Annotated in this window: 21 protein-coding genes and 1 pseudogene; 13 read left to right on the forward strand and 9 right to left on the reverse strand. The window is 69.5% G+C overall.

Annotation, left to right across the window (positions count from 1 at the left end):
* Together AB4Z09_RS26420 and AB4Z09_RS26425 are read left to right on the forward strand one after the other, a co-directional pair.
* Nucleotides 1-309: pseudogene (locus tag AB4Z09_RS26420) on the forward strand (PPE family protein); the annotation flags it as partial.
* Entirely contained in the window at nt 306-1,100 is a 795-nt protein-coding gene (locus AB4Z09_RS26425) for an ESX secretion-associated protein EspG (protein WP_174907445.1), read from the forward strand. The pseudogene AB4Z09_RS26420 and the gene AB4Z09_RS26425, both read left to right, overlap by 4 nt.
* A 3-nt stretch (nt 1,101-1,103) precedes the next feature.
* Here AB4Z09_RS26425 and AB4Z09_RS26430 read toward each other — a convergent pair whose 3' ends face one another.
* Genes AB4Z09_RS26430 through AB4Z09_RS26440 form a run of 3 tightly spaced genes read right to left on the reverse strand, consistent with a single transcriptional unit; the run spans nt 1,104 to nt 3,495 of the window.
* Entirely contained in the window at nt 1,104-1,793 is a 690-nt protein-coding gene (locus AB4Z09_RS26430) for a histidine phosphatase family protein (protein ID WP_114724147.1), read from the reverse strand.
* Complete coding sequence (gene pheA / locus AB4Z09_RS26435) at nt 1,790-2,704, reverse strand: prephenate dehydratase (protein WP_442241068.1); 915 nt, start codon at nt 2,702-2,704, stop codon at nt 1,790-1,792. The genes AB4Z09_RS26430 and pheA overlap by 4 nt, the downstream gene beginning before the upstream one ends.
* Nucleotides 2,705-2,760: 56 nt before the next feature.
* A complete protein-coding gene (locus tag AB4Z09_RS26440; protein WP_174907442.1) occupies nt 2,761-3,495 on the reverse strand; it encodes a hypothetical protein in 735 nt (244 codons plus the stop codon).
* Between the two features lie 157 nt (nt 3,496-3,652).
* On the opposite strand from AB4Z09_RS26440, the gene AB4Z09_RS26445 reads away from it, so the two are divergent.
* The 7 genes from AB4Z09_RS26445 (at nt 3,653) to AB4Z09_RS26475 (ending at nt 10,709) form a co-directional block, all read left to right on the forward strand.
* Nucleotides 3,653-4,417, forward strand: a complete 765-nt coding sequence (locus AB4Z09_RS26445; RefSeq protein ID WP_174907440.1) for a DUF2470 domain-containing protein — start codon at nt 3,653-3,655, stop codon at nt 4,415-4,417.
* A gap of 93 nt (nt 4,418-4,510) precedes the next feature.
* Complete coding sequence (locus AB4Z09_RS26450; protein ID WP_442241069.1) at nt 4,511-5,905, forward strand: WS/DGAT/MGAT family O-acyltransferase; 1,395 nt, start codon at nt 4,511-4,513, stop codon at nt 5,903-5,905.
* Nucleotides 5,902-7,128 carry a serine hydrolase domain-containing protein gene (locus AB4Z09_RS26455; RefSeq protein ID WP_114724152.1) on the forward strand — a complete coding sequence of 409 codons (1,227 nt, stop codon included), beginning with the start codon at nt 5,902-5,904 and terminating at the stop codon, nt 7,126-7,128. Before AB4Z09_RS26450 ends, AB4Z09_RS26455 begins: the two co-directional genes overlap by 4 nt.
* Before the next feature lie 36 nt (nt 7,129-7,164).
* On the forward strand, nt 7,165-7,983 hold the full coding sequence (locus tag AB4Z09_RS26460) for a CPBP family intramembrane glutamic endopeptidase (RefSeq protein WP_114724153.1): 819 nt from the start codon (nt 7,165-7,167) through the stop codon (nt 7,981-7,983).
* A gap of 37 nt (nt 7,984-8,020) precedes the next feature.
* Complete coding sequence (locus AB4Z09_RS26465; protein WP_429520138.1) at nt 8,021-9,382, forward strand: LCP family protein; 1,362 nt, start codon at nt 8,021-8,023, stop codon at nt 9,380-9,382.
* Between the two features lie 73 nt (nt 9,383-9,455).
* Complete coding sequence (locus AB4Z09_RS26470) at nt 9,456-10,001, forward strand: ferritin (protein WP_114724154.1); 546 nt, start codon at nt 9,456-9,458, stop codon at nt 9,999-10,001.
* Nucleotides 10,002-10,160: 159 nt separating this feature from the next.
* Nucleotides 10,161-10,709 (forward strand): ferritin, encoded by a 549-nt coding sequence (locus AB4Z09_RS26475; RefSeq protein WP_114724155.1) that lies wholly within the window; start codon nt 10,161-10,163, stop codon nt 10,707-10,709.
* A 72-nt stretch (nt 10,710-10,781) separates the two neighbouring features.
* On the opposite strand, the gene AB4Z09_RS26480 is transcribed toward AB4Z09_RS26475, so the two are convergent.
* Genes AB4Z09_RS26480 through AB4Z09_RS26495 form a run of 4 tightly spaced genes read right to left on the reverse strand, consistent with a single transcriptional unit; the run spans nt 10,782 to nt 13,780 of the window.
* A complete protein-coding gene (locus AB4Z09_RS26480) occupies nt 10,782-11,696 on the reverse strand; it encodes a DUF5926 family protein (protein ID WP_442241070.1) in 915 nt (304 codons plus the stop codon).
* 33 nt (nt 11,697-11,729) lie between these two features.
* Nucleotides 11,730-12,494, reverse strand: a complete 765-nt coding sequence (locus tag AB4Z09_RS26485; protein ID WP_442241071.1) for a glycerophosphodiester phosphodiesterase — start codon at nt 12,492-12,494, stop codon at nt 11,730-11,732.
* Nucleotides 12,491-13,432 (reverse strand): DUF4328 domain-containing protein, encoded by a 942-nt coding sequence (locus AB4Z09_RS26490; protein WP_442241072.1) that lies wholly within the window; start codon nt 13,430-13,432, stop codon nt 12,491-12,493. Before AB4Z09_RS26490 ends, AB4Z09_RS26485 begins: the two co-directional genes overlap by 4 nt.
* A complete protein-coding gene (locus AB4Z09_RS26495; protein ID WP_442241073.1) occupies nt 13,433-13,780 on the reverse strand; it encodes a rhodanese-like domain-containing protein in 348 nt (115 codons plus the stop codon).
* Between the two features lie 527 nt (nt 13,781-14,307).
* Here AB4Z09_RS26495 and AB4Z09_RS26500 point away from each other — a divergent pair.
* The 3 genes from AB4Z09_RS26500 (at nt 14,308) to AB4Z09_RS26510 (ending at nt 17,819) form a co-directional block, all read left to right on the forward strand.
* Nucleotides 14,308-15,237 (forward strand): LLM class F420-dependent oxidoreductase, encoded by a 930-nt coding sequence (locus tag AB4Z09_RS26500; protein ID WP_442241074.1) that lies wholly within the window; start codon nt 14,308-14,310, stop codon nt 15,235-15,237.
* A gap of 244 nt (nt 15,238-15,481) precedes the next feature.
* Nucleotides 15,482-16,987 (forward strand): MFS transporter, encoded by a 1,506-nt coding sequence (locus AB4Z09_RS26505; RefSeq protein ID WP_442241075.1) that lies wholly within the window; start codon nt 15,482-15,484, stop codon nt 16,985-16,987.
* A gap of 127 nt (nt 16,988-17,114) precedes the next feature.
* Nucleotides 17,115-17,819, forward strand: coding sequence for a hemerythrin domain-containing protein (locus AB4Z09_RS26510; protein WP_174907428.1), 705 nt, complete (start codon nt 17,115-17,117; stop codon nt 17,817-17,819).
* Nucleotides 17,820-17,837: 18 nt separating this feature from the next.
* On the opposite strand, the gene msrA is transcribed toward AB4Z09_RS26510, so the two are convergent.
* Together msrA and AB4Z09_RS26520 are read right to left on the reverse strand one after the other, a co-directional pair.
* On the reverse strand, nt 17,838-18,506 hold the full coding sequence (gene msrA / locus AB4Z09_RS26515) for a peptide-methionine (S)-S-oxide reductase MsrA (protein ID WP_114724163.1): 669 nt from the start codon (nt 18,504-18,506) through the stop codon (nt 17,838-17,840).
* A 9-nt stretch (nt 18,507-18,515) separates the two neighbouring features.
* A complete protein-coding gene (locus AB4Z09_RS26520; RefSeq protein WP_254622724.1) occupies nt 18,516-19,712 on the reverse strand; it encodes an acyltransferase family protein in 1,197 nt (398 codons plus the stop codon).
* A 229-nt stretch (nt 19,713-19,941) separates the two neighbouring features.
* On the opposite strand from AB4Z09_RS26520, the gene AB4Z09_RS26525 reads away from it, so the two are divergent.
* Nucleotides 19,942-20,571: a superoxide dismutase gene (locus tag AB4Z09_RS26525; RefSeq protein WP_442241076.1), complete on the forward strand. Its 630-nt coding sequence runs from the start codon at nt 19,942-19,944 to the stop codon at nt 20,569-20,571.
* The last annotated feature ends 2 nt before the right edge of the window (nt 20,572-20,573 follow it).

Consider the following 20,573-nt stretch of genomic DNA (forward strand, 5'->3'; position numbering starts at 1 on the left):
CTCCCCGACGGCTGGGCGCAGGCCGGGCAGCTCGACGGGTCGGGCTCGCGCAGCGCCCCTGGGACCGGTGCCGGACCGGCCACCGGCCCGGGCTCGATCGACGCAGCCCGCGCCGACGCGTCGGCGGCCGCGGCCGCCCGCGGGACCGCGATGGGAGGCGCCCCGATGGGCGCACACCGCGGCGCCCTGGCATCCGACGAGGCCGAGCACGCCACCCCCGGCTACCTCAAGCAGTTCGAGCACTTCGCCGACGGGCGCACGGTGATCCCGTCGGTGATCGGCGCCGACCTGCCCGAGGACGGGCGGTGATCGACTTGGGCATCGAACCGGTGACCGCAACCCTGCCGTCCGCGACCCTGCACGTCGACGAACTCGACCTGCTGGTGGACCTCCTGGACATCGACGTCCTGCCGGTCGTGCTCGACGCGGCCCCACGATTCGATTCGCTGCCCGAGCGGGACCGGGTCTTCCGGTCGGCGCAGGACTCCCTCGCGGCGGCCGGGCTGATCGACGGGATCGCGGTGCACCCGGAACTGGCCGGCTGGCTGCGCGCCCTCGCCCGGCCCCGCGACGAGATCGCCCTGCGCCGCTACATCGACGGCACCGTCGCGCGACTGTGCCTGGCCCGCGACGACGAGATGGCCGTGCTCGCGCTGCGCAGCGGCGACACGTTCACCGTCCAGCGGCTCGAGCACGACCTGGCCGGGCCGATCGTCCACGCCCTCGGTCGCGCCGAGCCCCTCGCATTCGGGGTGGTCAACCGGCCGACCACGGACCTCGGTGCCGCCCTGAACCGGATCGTCGACCCGGGCACGGCGGCCGCCCAGCTGACGGCGATCGGGGTCCCGGCCGCGGAGGCCACCGTCGTCGGGCCGGCGTTCGTGGGCTGCACGACGTTCACCGAGATCGTCGGAATCGTGCACGAAGCCGGGCATCCCGGTCTGATGCACGGACCGGTCACGGTGTTCGACACCGCCGCCGGGCGCATCGTCGGCACCACCAGCGTCGCCACCGACGGCACCCCGTGGACCTCGTTCAGCCCGGGCACCCCGGGACGGCTCAGGCAGGCACTCGACGGCCTGCTCGCGCAGCTCGACTGACCGTCAGCCCATCGGGTCGTCGGTGGCCGCGGCGGCCTCCGGGTCGAACCACGGCCGCTGCGGCGTCGCATCGAACGGCGGGTCGTAGGTGCCCCACCGCACGCACCGCCAGCCCGTGTCGGTCGGCACCAGCTCCACCGTCGAGGTGTTCTCGAGATGCCGGTCCGCGGCGAACGCGCCGGGCACGCCCGCCAGGTACGCGGCCACCAATCGGATCGCGGCGCCGTGGCTGACCACCACGACGTCGCCACCGGCACCGGCGTCGATGTACTCGGCACGCAGCGAATCGACCACCGGCACATACCGTTCGATGATGTCGATACCGGACTCGCCACCCGGGATCCGCGCCGACAGGTCACCCGCGTGCCACGTGTGGAACACCTTCGCGAACATCTTGTGCGACTCGATGTCCGAGCGGTCCTCGAGCTCACCGGCCTGCGCCTCGTGCAGCCCCTCCCGCACCTGCAGCGTGATGCCCGACGCCGTCTCCACGAACCCGGCGGTCTCCCGGGCCCGCAGCGCCTGCGACGACACCAGCGCTGTCGGCGGCCGGTCCGCCAGCCGGCCTCCGAGGGTCTGGGCCTGCGTCCGGCCGAGCGCCGTCAACCGCGCCCCGGGGAGCCGGGTGTCGAGCCGCCGTTCGACGTTCGCTTCGGTCTGCCCGTGTCGGACCAGGATCAACCGACCGCTCACGCGTTCTCCTCCCCACGACGCAGGCCTTCGAGCCATGCGGTGTCGTCGGCGACGGGCATCGGTGCGCCGCCACCGGGCACGGCCGACGGCCACGACCCGAGGAAGCGGACGTCGCTGAACCGGTGCAGCGCCTTGAGCGCCTCGGCGACCAGTCCGTCGTCGATGTGCCCGACGCAGTCCAGATGAAACAGATAGGTGCCGAATTCCTTGCGCGTGGGCCGGGATTCGATCCGCGTCAGATCGATGCCCCGGGTCGCGAATTCGGTCATCGCCCGAACCAGGGAGCCTGGCACGTTGTCGAGATGGAGCACGACGCTGGTCCGGTCGTTACCGGTGCGGGCGGGCGCGGGACCCGGCCTGGTCACCAGCACGAAACGGGTGCGGGCTCCGTCGTAGTCGGCGACGCCCGACACCAACGCCACCAGGCCCAGCCGTTCCCCCGCCAACGCGGTCGACACCCCGGCGTCGGCGACGCCGGCGGCAACATCCTCGGCGGCACCGGCATTCGACGACGCCGGCTCCACACGGGCGTTCGGCAGGTTCCGGTCGAGCCAGYCCTGCACCTGCGCGGTCGCGACCGGATAGGCACGGACGGTGCGGACGTCGTCGAGCGTGGTGCCCGGGCGTCCGACGATCGTGAACGCGACGTCCAGCTCGGTCTCGGCCATGATCTGCAGCCGGTCGCCGAGGGAGAGCGCGTCCATCGTCGGACGGATCGAGCCCTCCACCGAACTCTCGATCGGCACCACGGCGCCGTCGACGTCACCGGCGCGGACGAGTTCGATCGCCGCGGCCTGGCTTCCGGCGGACACCCGCTCGACGACACCGTCGAACGTGCCGCCCGACTCGAGCTGGGCGAGGGCCATCTCCGTGAAGGTCCCGCTGGGTCCGAAGTACGCGATACGAGGCACGCCTACGAGATTACGCACTCCCGTCCGGCGCACTTCGCGGATCGGTTCCGGTTCCGTTACAGCAGACCGGCGTCGGCGAGCACGCCCTCGATCTGATCGGGGTCGTCGACCTCGATGCCGAGCAGCACGCCGCGCACCGCCTCGGCCGCCTCCGGGATCAGCGCCGCCAGCGCGGCCGGATCGGGTGCGGACAGGGCGGCCCGGACGTCGTCTCCGCGCAGCGCCGCGACGGTGCCGGACAGCAGCGCGAGGACCTCGGCACCGTCCCGCGCCCGCCCGACGAAACCGACGGACGTGTGCGCGAGGACCGCGAGGAAATCGGCCACGACGTCGGCCGGGCTGCCGGCGATCAGCCCCGGGCTGTGGCCGGCGTCGGCGAGCAGTTGCGCGGACTCGGCAAGGCTCGCGGCGTCGGCAGCTTCAGGGTCGGAGGGGTCCGACGCCGTGACGAAGACGGTGACGGGCGCGGGCAGTCGCAGACGGATCGCGTCCTCGACCTGCTCGGTCGTGCAGGTCACGTGGTAGCGCAGCGCACGGTGCTCGACGGCCCCGGCCAGCTCGTCCGGATCGATGTCGAGGTCGATGACGACGGCACCCGCGTCGGCGTCGGTCCCGGCCGCGGCGGTGAGGATCGACGCGGCCACGATCTGCGGTCCGGTGGTGACGGCGTCGCGAACGACGGCCGGGACGGCGGTATCCCGCCGCCGGAGAAGTAGCCCCGCCACGAGCGGCTGCGGCGCGCTGTTGCGGGACGGAAGAGTCGGCATCGACAGGGAAACAGGAATCGACACCCCAACACGTTAGCCCGGACCGGCGAAAACTCCCGCTTCCGCGTCCGAGGGGTTGCCGTCCACCCCTCCAGGAATTAGCTTAGGTTTACCTAATTTCGCAGCTCTCGATCGCACCGCCACCGCCTCCGTCTCGCGTCTCGACCCGAAGGATGCCGCCATGAACCGCACCACCACCGGACCGTCCACCGCCGAACGGATGCGGAGCACCAGCGCCCGCGCCACCGGAGCCGTGCTCGCGATCGCCGGCAGCGATCCCACCGAGACCTCACTGCACCACCTGCGCGCCGACGGCACCGCCGTGCTCCTGGCGCCGTCCGACTCGACGGCCATCGGACTCGCCTGGCAGGCCGGAGCGGGCGGACTGCCCGCGGTCCTCGAGCTCACCGACTTCGCACCCCTCGCGCTGCGCGAACCCGTCCGCTCCCTCGTCTGGCTGCGCGGCACCCTCGTCGCCGTCCCCGACGACCGCGCCCGCGGCCTGGCCGACGACGTCGCCGCCGAACACCCGCGCCCGGCCCTGCTCGACGTCGGGCACGGCGCGACGCTGCTCCGCCTGCGGCTCGACTCGGCCGTCGTCGCCGACAGCAGCGGCGCCGAGGCCGTCACCGTCGAGGACCTGCTCGCCGCCGACCCCGACCCGTTCTGGGAGGTCGAGACCGGTTGGCTGCAGCACCTCGAGGAGGACCATGCCGACCTCGTCGAGCTGCTGGCCCGGCGGCTGCCCTCGGCGCTGCGCACCGGCCCGGTCCGCCCGCTCGGCATCGATCGGTACGGGATCCGGCTGCGCATCGAGGGGGTGTCGGGCGACCGGGACGTGCGGATGGACTTCACCGAACCCGTCGACGACGCGCCGTCGCTGAGCCGGGCCCTGCGGATCCTCGTCGGCTGCCCGTTCGTCAACGGATTGCGGGCGAGGCACTAGTTCCGTTGCGGGTCGGTCACTGCGGACCGATACCGGCCCCGCTCGCCGTACTTGGGTGTACAGAGAATTTGTGAGCCTGCATCGCGGTGCGCGATGACGACAACGACGCTGATGTCGCCGGTGGACGTGCTGCTGCTCGCCGGCGAGATCGGCTCGCGCACCCTTCACATCGGCGCACTGCTGGTCTTCGGCCCGTCCCCTGACGGCACCGACACCTTCGCCGCCGACGCCTACCGGGCCGCGCTGGACGCCACCAGCGCGCAGTCCGCACTGATGGCGCAACCGGTTCTCTCGTTCGCCACCGCGGGCTTACCAACCTGGCAACCCGCCGAGCGGATCCTCATGGACCGGCACCTGCGACGGCTCGCGCTGCCTTCTCCGGGTGGCGACGACGAACTGTTCGCGCTGGTCGCACGCCTGCACGAGACCCGCCTCGACCGCTCGCGGCCCATGTGGGAGGGCTACCTCATCGAGGGTCTCGCGGGTGGCCGGTTCGCGCTGTACGGGAAGATCCACCACGCCACGCTCGACGGGATGTCGGGCATCCGCATGATCGAACAGTCCATGGACCCGGACCCCCAGCGCCGCGGCATGCCGCTGCTGCTCACCCCGGACGAGCCGGAGCCCACCTCCGACCACCGTTCCCGGAACCCCCTCCGACTGGTGCGCGACGGGATCTCCGGCGCCGTCGCGGCCGCCGACATCGTCCGTCACACCGCCATCGGTGCCCTCGACTGGCTCGGCAAAGGCGTCACGACCGAGTCGACCGCTCTGCCTTTGAGCGCACCCCGGACCGTGTTCGACGGCAAGGTCGGACCCGACCGGGCGTTCGTCGGGAAGTCGTGGCCCAAGAAGCGGCTGCGCGCAATCCAGCGCGCGACCGGAGCGACCGGCAACGAGGTGACGCTCGCGATGTGCGCGGGCGCACTGCGTAGCTACCTGTCGGCGCAGGGCGAACTGCCGTCGACGTCCCTGATCGCGCTGGTGCCGGTCGCACAGCGCCGACGCGAGGAGGCCATCGGCGGCAACGAGTTCGGCCTGGCACTGTGCACCCTCGGGACCGACCTGGCGGATCCGCGTGCCCGGCTGGACCGGATCCGACACTCGATGGCAGACGCCAAACGGCGCGTGCGGGCGATGGGGTCCAGCGCGTCGATGCTCGCGTCGGTACCCTCGCTCCTCCCGAACGTGGCCCGGATCCTGCCACTGGGCGAACTGCTGCCACCGAGCTACAACGTGGTGATCTCCAACGTCCCGGGGCCGAAGTCCCCGCTGTACTGGAACGGCGCCGAACTGCGGCACATGTACCCGCTGTCGATCGTGTTCGACGGGACTGGCCTGAACATCACGATCTGCCATTACGCCGACCGGCTCGACTTCGGGTTTCTCGCTAATCCGGAATCAGTTCCGGAACTCGAACGTTTTACAGATGAGACCGAGACCGCGCTAGGCGATCTCGAACGAATTCAGGAAGTTCGCTCGACATGACTGCCGCAATCCCACGGCGAGACTCGGGCGGGACCCCTCGTCGCCGTGAGCAGTACCGACCGCCCACGACGATGCTCGTCGACCCGCGGTTCGAGGCGCTCGCGACCCAGTTCTTCCACCTGTTCCGGCGTACCCGCGACGGAGGCGGCGCCCTCGCCGTGTACCTGTACGGCAGGCCCGTCCTCGATATCTGGGCCGGGTGGGCGTCCCCGATCCGCAAGTGGGACTCCGACACCGTCACGCTGTCGTTCTCCACCGGCAAGGGCGTGGCCAGCACCGTACTGCACCGCCTCGCGCAGCGCGGACTGATCGACTACGACTCCACCGTCGCCGAGTACTGGCCCGAGTTCGGCGAGGCGGGCAAGGAGTCGATCACGGTCCGCGAACTCCTCAGCCACCGCGCGGGCCTGCACCGCATCCGCGGACTGGTGCCCGGCCGGCTCGCGCTGCTCGACCACGACCGGGTCAGCGCCGCGCTGGCCGCCGCCGTGCCGGACCCGCGCCGCACCAAGATGCCCGGCTATCACGCCGTCACGTACGGCTCCCTGATCGCGGAGTTGACCGCACGGGTGGCCGGCAAGCCGTTCACCGAACTGGTCCGGACCGAGGTCGCCGAACCGCTCGGCATCCCGGAGTTCTGGTTCCAGGTGCCGGAGTCCGAGAAGGGCCGGATCGCGAAGGTGTTCCCGCACATCAACCCCTACGGGGTGCCGTGGGGCGCGACGTCGCTGGCGTTGTCGCTCGTGCCGCATCTCAAGGACATCGCCGACGCCGGCATGCCGGAGGGCTTCGACCTCCTGGTGCGCGACCCGACGATCCACGACTTCGTGATGCCGGGCTGGAACGGCGTGTTCAGCGCCCGCGCCCTGGCGCGCATGTATGCCGCGTTCGCGAACGGCGGCGTGGTCGACGGCATCCGGTTCCTCGAGCCCGACACGATCGCCCAGCTCAGCGAGGTGCAGACCCGGGCCCGGGACTACGTGCTCGGGATCCGGATGAACTGGCGGCTGGGGTACCACGCGGCGCTGGTCGCGGCCCGCACCCAGCACTCCGGCGCGTTCGGCCATTACGGGCTGGGCGGATCCGGTGCGTTCGCCGACCCCGACACCGGGCTGTCGGTCGCGTTCGTGACAAACCGGCTGGGCAACGCGCTCACACCGTTCGCGGACCTGCGGCTGCCCAGCCTCGGTGCCCGGGCCGAGTCCCTCGCCAAGCACGCCTGACGCCGTTCGCGCCGCGTTCCGTCTAGCGTCGACGGGGTGATCTCGCGTACCACCGTCGACTCGTGGCTCCGTCCGGCGACCCCGCAGCCACCCACGCCGCCGTTGGACGCGCGGGAGCGGCGGGCCCTGTGGTTCGAGATCACCATCGTCCTGCTGGTGACGTTCGGCCTCAACGGGATCTACAGCGCGCTGTCGCTGCTCGAATCGGCGCTGGCCCCGGGCGGGCTGTCCGAGCAGGCCGTCGCGCTCAATCCGTCCCGGTCGACGCAGTCGTACATCGACCTGGCCCGACAGCTGCTCGGTGTCCTCAAACTGGCCGCCTGGGCGGCCCTGGGGTTGTACCTGCTGTGGCGCAGTGGCCTCGGCCCCACCCGGATCGGCCTGGGCCGGACGAAGCTGCGCGACGCGGTGCTGCCCGGCGTCGGTCTGGCCGCGCTGATCGGACTCCCCGGCCTGGCGTTCTACCTCGCGGCGGTCGCGCTGGACGCGAACCTGACGGTGATGCCCAGCACGATCGACGATCACTGGTGGCGCCTGCCCGTGCTGGTGCTGTGGGCGATCGCGAATTCCGCGGCCGAAGAGATCCTCGTGGTCGCCTACCTGATCTCCCGGCTGCGGCGACTCGGGTGGAGCGAGAACTCGTCGTTGCTGGCATCGGCGCTGCTGCGCGGCAGCTACCACCTCTATCAGGGGCTCGGAGGTGGTCTCGGCAACGTCCTGATGGGCTTGATCTTCGGCCGGTACTGGCAGCGCACCGGCAAACTGTGGCCACTGGTGATCGCACACGCCCTCATCGACACCGTCGCATTCGTCGGTTATGCACTGCTGCGCGGGCACGTGTCGTGGCTGCCGTGATCCCGGTCCGACCGGTTCCTGCGTATTCTCGGTGATCGTGAACGGCGAGACCCCCGACAGACGTCAGCCGGGCCCGCCGCCGCGCGGCCGGCCCCAGCCGCCGCGCCGCATTCCCCCGCCGCCGCCAGGCGGTCAGCCGCCGCAGCGCCGGCCGCAGCAGCCTCCACAGCCCGAGGGCACCCAGGTCATCCGCCGCGACGGACGCCCCGGCGGCCCGAACCCGGGCCGCCCCGGACCGGCCCGCGCCTGGTCGCAGGCGCCCGAACCGCAGCAGGCCTGGTCCCAGGCACCCGCCGGACCGCCGCCCGGCGGCTATGCGCCGACCCAGAAGCCGCAGCCGTACGCCGAGCCGCGCCGCATCCCGCCGGCCGCACCCCCGCCGCGTGCGCCGCAGCCGCCGCGTCCCCCGTCGGCGCCGGCCGAACCGCCCAAGCAGCGACGACCGCGGAAGCGGGGCGGGTGGCTGCGCCGCGTCGCGCTGGTGCTGATCGTGCTCATGGTCGCGTCGGTCGGTGGACTGCTGCTCCTCGACACCAAGCTGAACCGCGTCGACGCGCTCGCCGACTACCCGGGCCGGATCGCCGACACCCCCGGCACCAACTGGCTGCTGGTCGGCTCGGACAGCCGCGAGGGCCTGACCGCGGACCAGGACCGGGAGCTGGCGGCGGGCGGCGACATCGAGGGCAAGCGCACCGACACGATCATCGTCGTGCACGTCCCGAAGAGCGGCGCCACCACGATGGTGTCCATTCCCCGCGACTCCTACGTCAACATCCCCGGCATGGGCCGGGGCAAGATCAACGCCGCCTTCAACAACGGCGGCCCGCAACTGCTGGTGCAGACCGTCGAGGAGGCCACTGGCCTGCGGATGGACCACTACGCCGAGATCGGCTTCGGCGGATTCGCGGGCATCGTCGACGCCCTCGGCGGTGTCGACATGTGCGTGCCGTACCCGATCGACGACCCCCTCGCCGGTATCAATCTGCAGGAGGGCTGCCAGAAACTGACCGGGCCCGAGGCCCTCGGATTCGTCCGCACTCGCGCGACGGCCCTCGCCGACCTGGACCGGATGAACAACCAGCGCGCGTTCATGAGCGCACTGTTGAAGAAGGCCACCTCGCCCACGACGCTGATCAACCCGCTGCGGTTGTGGCCGATGATGTCGAAGACGGCCAACTCGCTGCAGGTCGACGACGGTGACCATCTGTGGAATCTCGCGGGACTCGCCTGGGGCCTGCGCGGCAAGATGGTCACCACGACCGTGCCGGTCGGCGGATTCGAGGTCGTCGACGGTTGGGGCGACGTCCTTCTGTGGGATCGCGAAAAGGCCACGGAATTCTTCGATGCGCTTGCAAATGATCGCCAGGTTCCGCAGACCCTCCTGACCGGCGCGCCGTGATATTCGTCGCTGTGGACGCTTTCACGGCTCAGCACCGGGTCCGGCCCCCAATCCGGGCGGTAATGTTCGGTCCATGACTGAAGCGGCGCACACGAACGAGTTCCACCGACTGTTGCAGGACCAGATCCGAAATGAATTCACCGCCTCGCAGCAGTACGTCGCGGTCGCCGTCTACTTCGATTCCCACGATCTGCCGCAGCTCGCGGGCCGCTTCTACCGCCAGTCCGCCGAGGAACGCGATCACGCGATGATGATGATCCAGTACCTCATCGACAACGACCTGCCCGTCGTCGTGCCCGGGATCGACGCCGTCGTCACCGAGTTCGGATCGGTCCGCGAGCCGGTCGCGCTCGCTCTCGCGCAGGAGAGGACGGTCACCGAGCAGGTCACTCGCCTCGCCCGCACTGCCCGGGACACCGGCGATTACCTGGGCGAACAGTTCATGCAGTGGTTCCTCAAGGAACAGGTGGAAGAGGTCGCGAGCATGACGACGCTTCTGACCATCGTCGACCGAGCGGGCGACAACTTCTTCAACATCGAGGATTTCGTGGCTCGCGAGATGAGCTCGGGCCTGACGGCGGACTCCACCGCTCCGCGGATCGCGGGCGCCGGAGCCTGACGAATTTCGGACGTATGCCGCAATTGCCGCTCGGCAATTGCGGCATACGTTTTCCAGGGCAGCCCAGCCTAAATTAGCAAGCACTAATTGAGGCCATACTTGCCTCAATTAGGTACCGCTTGGATGACAGTTCCAGCTGACCAGCGATATCTTTGACACATGAGTGCCTCAGACGATTCGCATCGGACGAAATTTCACGCACTTCTCCACGACCAGATCCGCAACGAATTCAACGCGTCGCATCAGTACCTGGCGACCGCGGTCTATTTCGACAACGCGGATCTCCCCCAGTTGGCCCGGCACTTCTACAAGCAGGGCAACGAGGAACGCAACCACGCGATGATGATCATCCAGTACTTCCTGGATCGGGACATCGCGGTGGAACTGACCGGCGTCGACCCGGCCAAGAGCCACTTCGAGAATGCGCGCGAGCCGATCGCGCTCGCACTCGCGCAGGAGAAGTCGGTCACCGAGCAGATCGTCACGCTCGCCCGCACAGCGCGCGACGACGGCGACTACCTGGGCGAACAGTTCATGCAGTGGTTCCTCAAGGAACAGGTCGAGGAGGTCGCGCGCATGACGACGCTGCTGACCATCGCCGACCGTGCCGGCTCCAACCTGTTCGATCTCGAGGACTTCGTGGCCCGAGAGATGAGCAGTGTGGACGACGCATCCGGTGCACCGTCCGCCGCGGGCGGCAGCATTTAGCGACCGAAACAGCGAAAGGTCCCTTCACACGTTCGCAGCGTGTGAAGGGACCTTCCGCGTCTTCTGCGCTGATCAGCGCAGCGTGACCTGACGGCCCCGCAGGCCGTCGCGGGCGCGCAACTCGGCGGCCGTGAGCGGCGCGTCGACGGTCAGCGCCTGCGCCAGGCGATCGCCCAGCTCCGCGGTGGCCGCCGCCCACTCGTTGGCGTGCTTCTCGGGGTCGAGGTCGAAGACCGGCACCAGCAGGCCGTGGGTGCGGAACGAGCCCGCGAAACGCGAACCCTCACCCAGGTGCAGTCCACCGGCGGCGTGGACGCGGGCGAGGGCCGGCATCAGCGCGTCCTCGTCCTCGGGGCGCACCCAGCGCAGGTGCGCCTTCTCGCCGGCATCCACCCACCACGCGGCGACGACGCCGTCGGCCTCGACACGCGCGGACGGCATGATCRCCATATTGGCCTGCTGCACGGTCGCGGCGACGTCGGCGGCCGGCTCGACGCCCTCCGGGATCCACCAGTCGAAGCTCTGGTGGACGGTGATCGTCGGCAGCGCGTCCGCGACGATCAGGTCCGCGAGGCGGGGGCTGTCGGCGCCCGGGTTGGCCGCGGTGAGCGAGGTTCCCGGCTCGGCCGTCTGGGCCCAGGCCACGGCGGCACCGAGGTCGGCGCCGGGGTCGGCGGTGTGCGCCTGCACCTGCAGCCCGACGTATCGGCCGGCGTCGCCGGACTCGTCCCGGACCAGCGCGGCCACGGCACCGGGCAGCACGGTCGCCGCGGTCACGGGCTTACCGGCGTCGGTGACGGGCAGCACGGCGAGCGCGGACGGCACGAACTCGCGCAGCGCGACGAGGTCGCATTCGGCGGCGAGGCCCTCGAACGGCCGGGTCGGCGCGGTTACCTCGGCCTCGCGTGCGAGGCGACGCTGCTCGAGCTTCTCGGCGCGACCGCTGCCCGGCTTGGGACCACTGTTTCTCTTGCTCTTCTTACCCACGAGGCCAAAACCTACACGGACGCGCGGATTCTCTCAGCCGCCCAGCAGTTTCTTGGTGCGTCCCGGATGGTTGGTCGCCACCCAGCTCACCCCGAGCTCCTTGCACAGCACGACATCGGCGGGGTCGTCGACGGTCCAGCAGTAGGTGGCGCGGCCGGCCGCGGCGGCCTTGTCGACGATCTCGGGATGCTCCCGCAGTGTCCGGATCGACGGCCCGACGGCGGTGGCGCCGACGGTGGTCGCGGCGCCGCCGCCGAGGTAGCGGGACGCGTCGCCCAGCAGCACGGTCGGGAGCAGTGGCGCCGCCCGCCGGACCCGCCACACGGCGCTGGCCGCGAACGACATCACGACGGCGCGCGAGTGGTCGGCGGACGCGGGCGCGGCCAGCCCGAAGCGGGCCAGTTCGGCGAGGACCTTGCTCTCGACGAGACCGCCGTAGCGGACGGGGTGCTTGGTCTCGATGAACAGTTTGGTCGGGCGCGACGTCCAGTCCAGGGTCAAGGTGATGAGCTCGGCGAGCGTGAGCAGTCCGGCGGGCTCGCCGCCGGCGCCGTAGTCGTGTTCGCCGAGCGACTGCAGCGTCATCTCGCTGACGATGCCGGAACCGGTGGAGGTCCGGTCGATCCGACGGTCGTGGACGCAGRCGAGGTGGCCGTCGCGGGTGAGCCGGACGTCGCACTCGAGTCCGTCGGCACCTTCCTGCAGTGCCAGGTCGTAGGCCGCGAGGGTGTGTTCGGGCCGTTCGGCCGAGGCACCGCGGTGGGCGACCACGAGGGGACCTCGTCGATCCGGGCTCATCCGGCCATCGCCTCCTCTGCCTTCTCGGGTTGCGGCGCGTTGACCCACCGGGTGACGCGGCGCGGCCGACCGAACAGGTCCAGGCCGTCGAGACACCGGATCACGTACAGCGTCAGCACGGCCGTGGCGGCGCCGACGGCGGCCGTGATCGCGGCCAGCACGACGCTGTCGGCCTGCGCCTGCAGCGAATCCTGGTTGCGCCAGAGCAGTCCGATCGCGACCAGGACACCGTTGGTGGCCCACGTCGTCCACCAGATGCGCACGACGGTGCGGGTTCGGCGGTCGTCGCCGGCGATCTCGGTGAGGTACACCCCGGGCATCACGAGGTTGACGACCGGGACGAGAACGCCCAGGGCGAGCGATCGAGGTGTCCGCGGATCGGCGAGTCTCCGGGCGGCGAACACGTCGCGGCGCGTGACGACGAGCCTGCACACGGTGGTGACGGCAGCGGCCAGCGCGACCAGGGGCGCGGATACCTGCGTCGCCCACACCGCCGCATCCGACACCGCGAGCGTCACCGGGTCCACCAGTCGCACCCGGTTGAACACGAGCAGCGCGTACCGGAAGGCCTCGGAGACCGCGGCGAGCGCGAAGACGATCGCGGTGCAGGTGAGAAGGGTGGGCGCGAGGTCCGCGGCCACTTCGGTGCGCGGAGCACGGTCGTCCGGTTCGGGCGGCGGTGGATCGAGCAGACCCCACCGCGGAACCTGGTTGTATCGCGGCGTCGGGCCGAGGCGGCGTGGGGCGGGACGACGACGCCCCAGCGGCGGGTACGGGCTACGCGCGACCCAGCGGAAGTTTCGGCCTGCCGCCGGGGCGGGGCGGGCGGTGTCGACCGGGGAGAGCAGGACGCCGCCGCACCGCGGGCACCACTGGGCCGGGCTGCCGGCCACCGGCCACCGGGATGCGCAGCGCGCGCAGACCTGGACGACGCTCATCTAGTAGATCTTCGCCGAACCGGGGTCGTGGTCGGCGGTGAGCGGCAGTCCCGCGTTCTGCCACGCGACCATGCCGCCGGCGACGTTGTAGGCGTCGAAACCGAGGTTGTTGAGGTACTCGACGGCGACGATCGACCGCCCGCCCTGACGGCACACGACGTACACCTCGGCGTCGATGTCGATCTCGTCCATACGAGCGGGCACGTCCACCAGCGGGATGTGTTGCGCGCTGGGAGCGTGGCCGAGCTCCCATTCGTCCTCCTCGCGCACGTCCAACAGCACGATCGCCTCAGCGGGCTCGGTCGGCAGATCCRTCACGGCGACGGTGGGAACGTGCGGGATGCTCACAACCTCGATTCTGGCACGAGCGACGTTCCCGGGCCGCCCATCTCTCGTTACGCGCCAGAGCAGTTCGTGACCGGACCGAGACGCTCGAGAGTCCTCGAGTCGCCTATTGGGTCCTAAAATGTGATCTGCAGCACTTGAACTATCGAGTTATCCACAGTTTCCACAGGCTCATCCACAGTTCTGAACAAACTTGGAGGGCATCATCCACAGGTCAGAGGCATGCTCTGGATGATTCGTTGACAACTGTGCACGGCCGGGCGTAGCAGCAATCCACAACCTGTGTGGATTTGCATGGAAACGGGGTGGCGTGCGAGGGGGTCGGCACGGGCCCGCACGGGCCGGAGTTCCCCCACCGACAGGATGTGTGCCCCATCCCTCGTTCCGAACTCCGGCCCGGCTCCCCCCCATTCGTCGGGACGCTCCCGTCCCGACACTTGATCTGACGCGGCATCGGGCGGATCGGTTCCATTCCCTTCGGACACGTCCTCCGGCGCAGGTCACATTCCCGCGTCCGGCACAGTGGGGGCATGGACCTGAGAATCTTCACCGAACCGCAGCAGGGCGCCACGTACGACGATCTTCTTGCGGTCGCCAGGGCGGCCGAAGCGTTCGGGTACGAGGCGTTCTTCCGGTCCGACCACTACCTCGCGATGAACGCCGAGGGCCTGCCCGGACCCACCGACGCGTGGATCACGCTCGCCGGGCTCGCCCGGGACACCTCGACGATCCGCCTCGGCACGCTGGTCACGTCGGCCACGTTCCGATACCCGGGCCCGCTGGCGATCGCCGTGGCCCAGGTCGACGCGATGAGCGGCGGGCGCATCGAGCTCGGTCTCGGCGCCGGCTGGTTCGAGGAGGAGCACCGGGCGTACGGCATCCCGTTCCCGCCGCTCGGTGAGCGCTTCGACCGGCTCGAGGAGTCGCTCGCGGTCATCACCGGACTGTGGGAGACGCCGCTGGGGCAGACCTTCACCCACGAGGGCGCCCACTTCCCGGTCACCGACTCCCCCGCGCTGCCCAAGCCGGTGCAGACGCCGCGCCCGCCGATCGTGATCGGCGGCATGGGCAAGCGCCGCACCCCCGCGATGGCGGCCCGCTACGCGGACGAGTTCAACCTGCCGTTCGTCTCGATCGAGGACACTGTGGCGCAGTTCGACCGGGTCCGGGAGGCGTGCGCGGCCGTGGACCGCGACCCGGACAAGCTCGTCTACTCCAACGCACTCGTCCTGTGCTGCGGGCGCACCGAGGACGAGATCGCGCGGCGCGCGGCCCGCATCGGGCGCGAGGTGGACGAGCTCCGGGAGAACGGTCTGGCGGGTACCCCGGCCGAGCTGGTCGACAAGATCGGACACTACAGCGAGGCCGGGACGCAGCGGATCTATCTGCAGACGCTCGACCTCGCCGATCTCGACCACCTCGAGCTGGTCGCCTCCGAGGTCATGCCCCAACTGGACTGACCGACAACAAACGTTTGACAAGACAATTTCACAGCGCGGACATGTCAACGGCCGCAGACGATTAGCGGTGACAATGACCGGACACGAAGTGCACACCTGGCGAAACCCGGTGTGCACTTCGCATTTCCGGCACCCGGCCGAAATTCGTGTTCCGTTCAACGGGACAGCTATCTGTGAACGGTCCCGCGCCATCTGTAATGGGCGTCACATCGTGACCCGGACCACATTCCCAGAAAGGCGTTACATGTCAGGAACTCTCGGCACCGCAGCCACCGAGCCGCGCGCCGTATCCGAAGGCGGTTGGACCCCGCGCCTCATCCTGTCGCTGATCTCGATCGCAGTCGTCCTCGAAATCGTCTCCATCAGCTCCACGATGGCCTCGGTCGCGATGATGCCCATCGGCGAGCACTTCAAGACCGATCAGATCGCGTGGGTGACCACCGCTTACCTGCTTGCCGCCGCCGTGGCATGCCCCCTCGCCGGCAAGCTCGCCGACATCCACGGCAAGCGCAAGGTGTTCCTGGCGTGCATGGCCATCGCGGCCGTCGGCGCCCTGATCTCCGCGGTCGCCCCCAGCTTCCTGATCCTCGTGCTCGGCCGCGCCCTGTTCGGCGTGATCATCGCCTGCATGTTCCTGGGCTTCTCGCTCATGCGCGACGTCTTCCCGCCGAAGACACTGGCCCTCGCGGTCAGCCTCGCCGCAGGCGGCATGGGCCTGATGACGATCCCGGCGCCGTTCATCACCGGCCTGCTCGTCGACGCGTGGGGCTTCCGGTCGATCTTCTGGTTCCTCCTGGTCACGCTCGTGGTGATGATCCCACTCGTCGTCCTCACCACGGCGGAGTCGCCGGTCCGCAACTCGGCCCGGCTCGACGTTGTCGGCGCCGCCCTGCTCGGCGGCGGCCTGGCCGCGATCCTCGGCGGCATCAGCTTCGGCCCCAGCTGGGGATGGACGGACGGCGGTCCCCTGCTGCTGATCATCGGCGGCCTCGCCCTCATCGCGATCTGGGTACCGCTCGCTCTTCGCACCACCGATCCGCTGGTCGACCTGCGCTTCTTCCGTCATGGTCCGATGTTCCGGATCTGCCTGTCGGCCGGATTCGCCTACGGCACGATCTCGCTGTACGCCACGCTCATTCCGATCATGTGCATGACCCCGGCGGTACTGGGCCTCGGCTACGGATTCGGCGTGGACGCCAAGGGCGTCGGGCTGATCCAGATCCCCATGGGTGTCGGCAGCGTCATCGGCGGCGTGCTCGTCGGCCGCATGCTGAGGACCAAGTTCCCGACCCTGACGCTGGCCGGTGGCGCAGCCCTGATGATGCTCGGATCGCTGGTCACCGCCTTCTGGCACGGCGGCAAGGTCGAGGTGCTGTTCGGCATCCTGCTGTTCGGCCTCGGCATGGGCGCGACGACGGCGTCGATCCCGAACCTCGTCATCGCGTCGGTCCCGCCGTCCGTGCAGGCTTCGATGGCGAGCATGGTCCAGGCGTCGCAGACGCTGGTCGCGTCGATCATGCCGGTCATCGCATTCGCGGTACTGAACTCCAACATCGCCACGGTGATCGACGGCTACGGCTTCTACAGCGACGGCAGCATGGGTGTCGCATACCTGATCTCGGGCGCGTCGTCGCTCATCGCGATCATCATCGTGATGACGCTGCACCGCCACCGCAAGTCCATCACGGCCCAGGTCGCGGCCGAGTCCGCGTCGAACGAGCGTGACCCGGAACCGCTGCCCGCGGCCTGATCTCTCACGGGACGGGCCGGCGCGTACCGGCGTCGGCGCGTCCCGTGGTCTTGTGTCGATCGGGCTCGGGTCCTAGCCTGGAATTGGGTCGCGGCCGAAACCGATACTGCGACACCGGGAGCCCGTCATGAACGGAAGATCCAACGAAACTGCTTCTACCCCTGCAGATACCACGATGATGGGGGTGGTGCACGATGCCCTTCGCCGCGACCTCTCCCGCACGAACGACGTCCTCGAGATCGGCCGGATCGAAACCCGGCAGCGTTGCGCGCTGGCCGACCACACGCGCTGGATGATGGAGTTCCTCCATGCCCACCACAGCGCCGAGGACCGCGGGTTGTGGCCGCTGATCCGCCGGGCCGACCCGGACGCCGCACCGGTGCTGGAGCGGATGGACGCCGACCACGCCCGGATCGGTCCCGAGATCGACCGACTCGAGGCGGCGGCCGCACTGTTCCACGACGACGAATCCCCCACTGCGGAAGGACAGTTCGCCGACGCACTGGCCGGCCTCGAAGACACACTGCTCCCGCACCTGCGCCGCGAGGAGGACGAGGCGATGCCCCTGGCCACTCGCACACTGACCCAGGCCCAGTGGGACCACTGGGACCAGACCGAGAACATCGCACCGAAATCGAAGTGGGAGTTGGGGATCGAGGGACACTGGCTGGGCGACAGCCTCGATCCGCAGCGGGTCGACCTGCTCCATCACCAAGTGGGTCCGGTGACCCGGTTCGTCCTGTTGCACGTCTTCGACGGCCCGTACCGCCGCGCGTGCGCGGCCCGGTGGGGTGCCGACGTGCCCGTCGGACCGCTGCAGATCCCCGGGTGACCCGACCCGAAGTGAGACTCAGGCGCCGAGACCGACCGGGCAGCTGACGCCCGTCGCGTGAACGGGGCAGTAGCCGCCGGGGTTCTTCGCGAGGTACTGCTGGTGGTAGTCCTCGGCGTAGTAGAACGTGTCGAGCGGCGCGATCTCGGTTGTGACAGCCCCGTAGCCGGCGTCGGCGAGACGCTTGCCGTAGGCCTCGGCGGTGGCCCGGGCCGTCGCGGCCTGCGCGTCGGATCCGGTATAGATCACCGAGCGGTACTGGGTGCCGTGGTCGTTGCCCTGACGCATACCCTGCGTCGGATCGTGGTTCTCCCAGAACTGCTTGAGCACTGCCTCGTACGAGATCACCTTCGGGTCGAACACCACCGACACCACCTCGGTGTGCCCGGTTCGTCCCGAGCACACCTCTTCGTACGTGGGGTTGGGCGTGTAGCCACCGGCATATCCGACGGCGGTGGAGTACACGCCGTCGAGCTGCCAGAATTCCTTCTCCGCGCCCCAGAAGCAGCCCATGCCGACGACGGCGGTCTCCATGCCGTCGGGAAAGGGCGGCTGCAGCGGGTGCCCGTTGACGAAGTGGGCGTCGGGCACCGGCATCGGGGTCGCGCGGCCCGGCAGGGCCTGATCCGGCGTGACCATCACGGATTTCGCGCCGGCACGGGCGACGATGTCATCGAACCAAGACATACGTCGATGCTACGCGTGGTCCGACGCGTCCACCGGTTGCTCCGGCGCCCCGGTGGGTTCGGGGGGCTCGGGGGGTTTGGGTGGCTCGGACGGTGTCGCCTTCCTGCCGATCCGGCTGGTGCGGGACGACAGCCAGCGCGCGGCCGGCACCTCCACCCACCGGTACAGCACCTCCGAGACCAGGGCGGTGACGACGAGGAACGCGATGACGGCGCCGGTGCGGCCGAGCGGGCCCACGGCGTTCTCGTAGACGCGGTACAGGATCAGCGTGTGGACGAGGTAGATCGCGTAGCTGCGGGTGGCGGTCCACCGGATCACCGACCACCGCGTCGGGCGTCCCCGGTAGCGACCGAGGAGCACCACGCATGCGGTGACGACGGCGATGGTCCACAGGTAGCGGTCCCCGGCCCAGTACACGCGGATCTCGGTAGCGAGCCGGACCACCTCGATCTGCGCGAGCACACCGACGATCACCCAGCGCCAGTCGGCGAGGCGCGCCCACCACAGATAGATGAGCTGGCCGAGGAATATCGTCGGCAACGTCGCGGCGACCTTGGACAGCATCGGCACGGTGTACGGCTGGGGAACGTAGAGGTTGTAGAGCAGGATCAGCGCGCAGATCGCCGCGCCGAGCAGCGGCACCACGATCGGCCGGGTGCGCAGGATGGGCCGCGCGGCAACGCAGTACACGTAGAACAGCACCTGAACGACCAGTGTCCACGTGACACCGAGCACTGCGACCTCGGGTTTGAGGAAGAACCCGCCGAGCACGAAGCTGAGCGCGGCCTCGCCGTTCGAGAGCCCCGGCTGCCCGCTGAACATGCCGTTGACGCCCAGTTTGACGAGCAGCACGGCGGCGGCGATCGCGATCCAGAACGCAGGCAGCAGGCGGCCCACCCGGTCGAGTAGGAATCGCGCGGGACTGTGCCGGATCGCGGATCGGGTGATGAGCGCGCCGGTCAGGGTCATGAAGATGGCGACGCCGACGAACGACAGGTGCTGGTTGAGGTTCAACCCGTCCACGAACACCTCGTAGACGATGTCGATCATCCACCAACCGGACCCGAGATCGTCGATCAGATAGAAGGAGATGTGCGAGTAGACGACGGCGAGCACAGCGATGGTGCGCAGCAGGTCGGCGCCGGTCAGGTCGACGCGAGGTGCCACCTCTGGCCGCGAAGCTGCAGCGGGCATGTCGGATGGCATCGCCTGATCCTAAGGTTCCGTTCACCGCCTGTTCCAATTACCGGCCCCGCCCGCAATGTCCGACGGGCGCATTCGACGCCCGATTTCAGGGTCGCCGAACTTTTTTGTACGGTTATTCCCACCTCAGCACGCGGCTTGCGCAGGGTGTACCAATGAGATTGGGTTATCCCCGAGCACGATTCAACGAACACACACGTCAGGGCGCCACGCCCGCGAAGAAGGGATTCTCGTGTCTGTCTACACGCTGCCCGATCTCCCCTACGACTACGCCGCCCTCGAGCCGCACATCTCCGGCAAGATCATGGAGCTGCACCACGACAAGCACCACGCCGCCTACGTCGCCGGCGCCAACACCGCCCTCGACAAGCTCGCCGAGCTCCGCGAGGCCGACGCCCTCGCCCCCGTGGTCAACCTGCACGAGAAGAACCTCGCCTTCCACCTCGGCGGCCACACCAACCACAGCGTGTTCTGGAACAACCTGAGCCCGGACGGCGGCGACAAGCCCGAAGGCGAACTCGCCGCAGCCATCGACGACCAGTTCGGCAGCTTCGACGCCTTCCGCAGCCACTTCTCCGCCAACGCCAACGCCATCCAGGGCTCCGGCTGGTCCATCCTCGCCTGGGACTCCATCGGCCAGCGCMTGATCATCGTCCAGCTCTACGACCAGCAGGGCAACATCTCCATCGGCCTGACCCCCCTGCTCATGCTCGACATGTGGGAACACGCCTTCTACCTCGACTACCAGAACGTCAAGGGCGACTACGTCAACGCCTTCTGGAACATCGTCAACTGGAACGACGTCGCCACCCGCTTCGCCGCCGCCCGCACCCAGACCGCCGGACTCATCGTCCCCGCCTGATC

Source organism: Rhodococcus sp. TAF43 (genome assembly GCF_052113525.1).
Taxonomy (GTDB): Bacteria; Actinomycetota; Actinomycetes; order Mycobacteriales; family Mycobacteriaceae; genus Prescottella.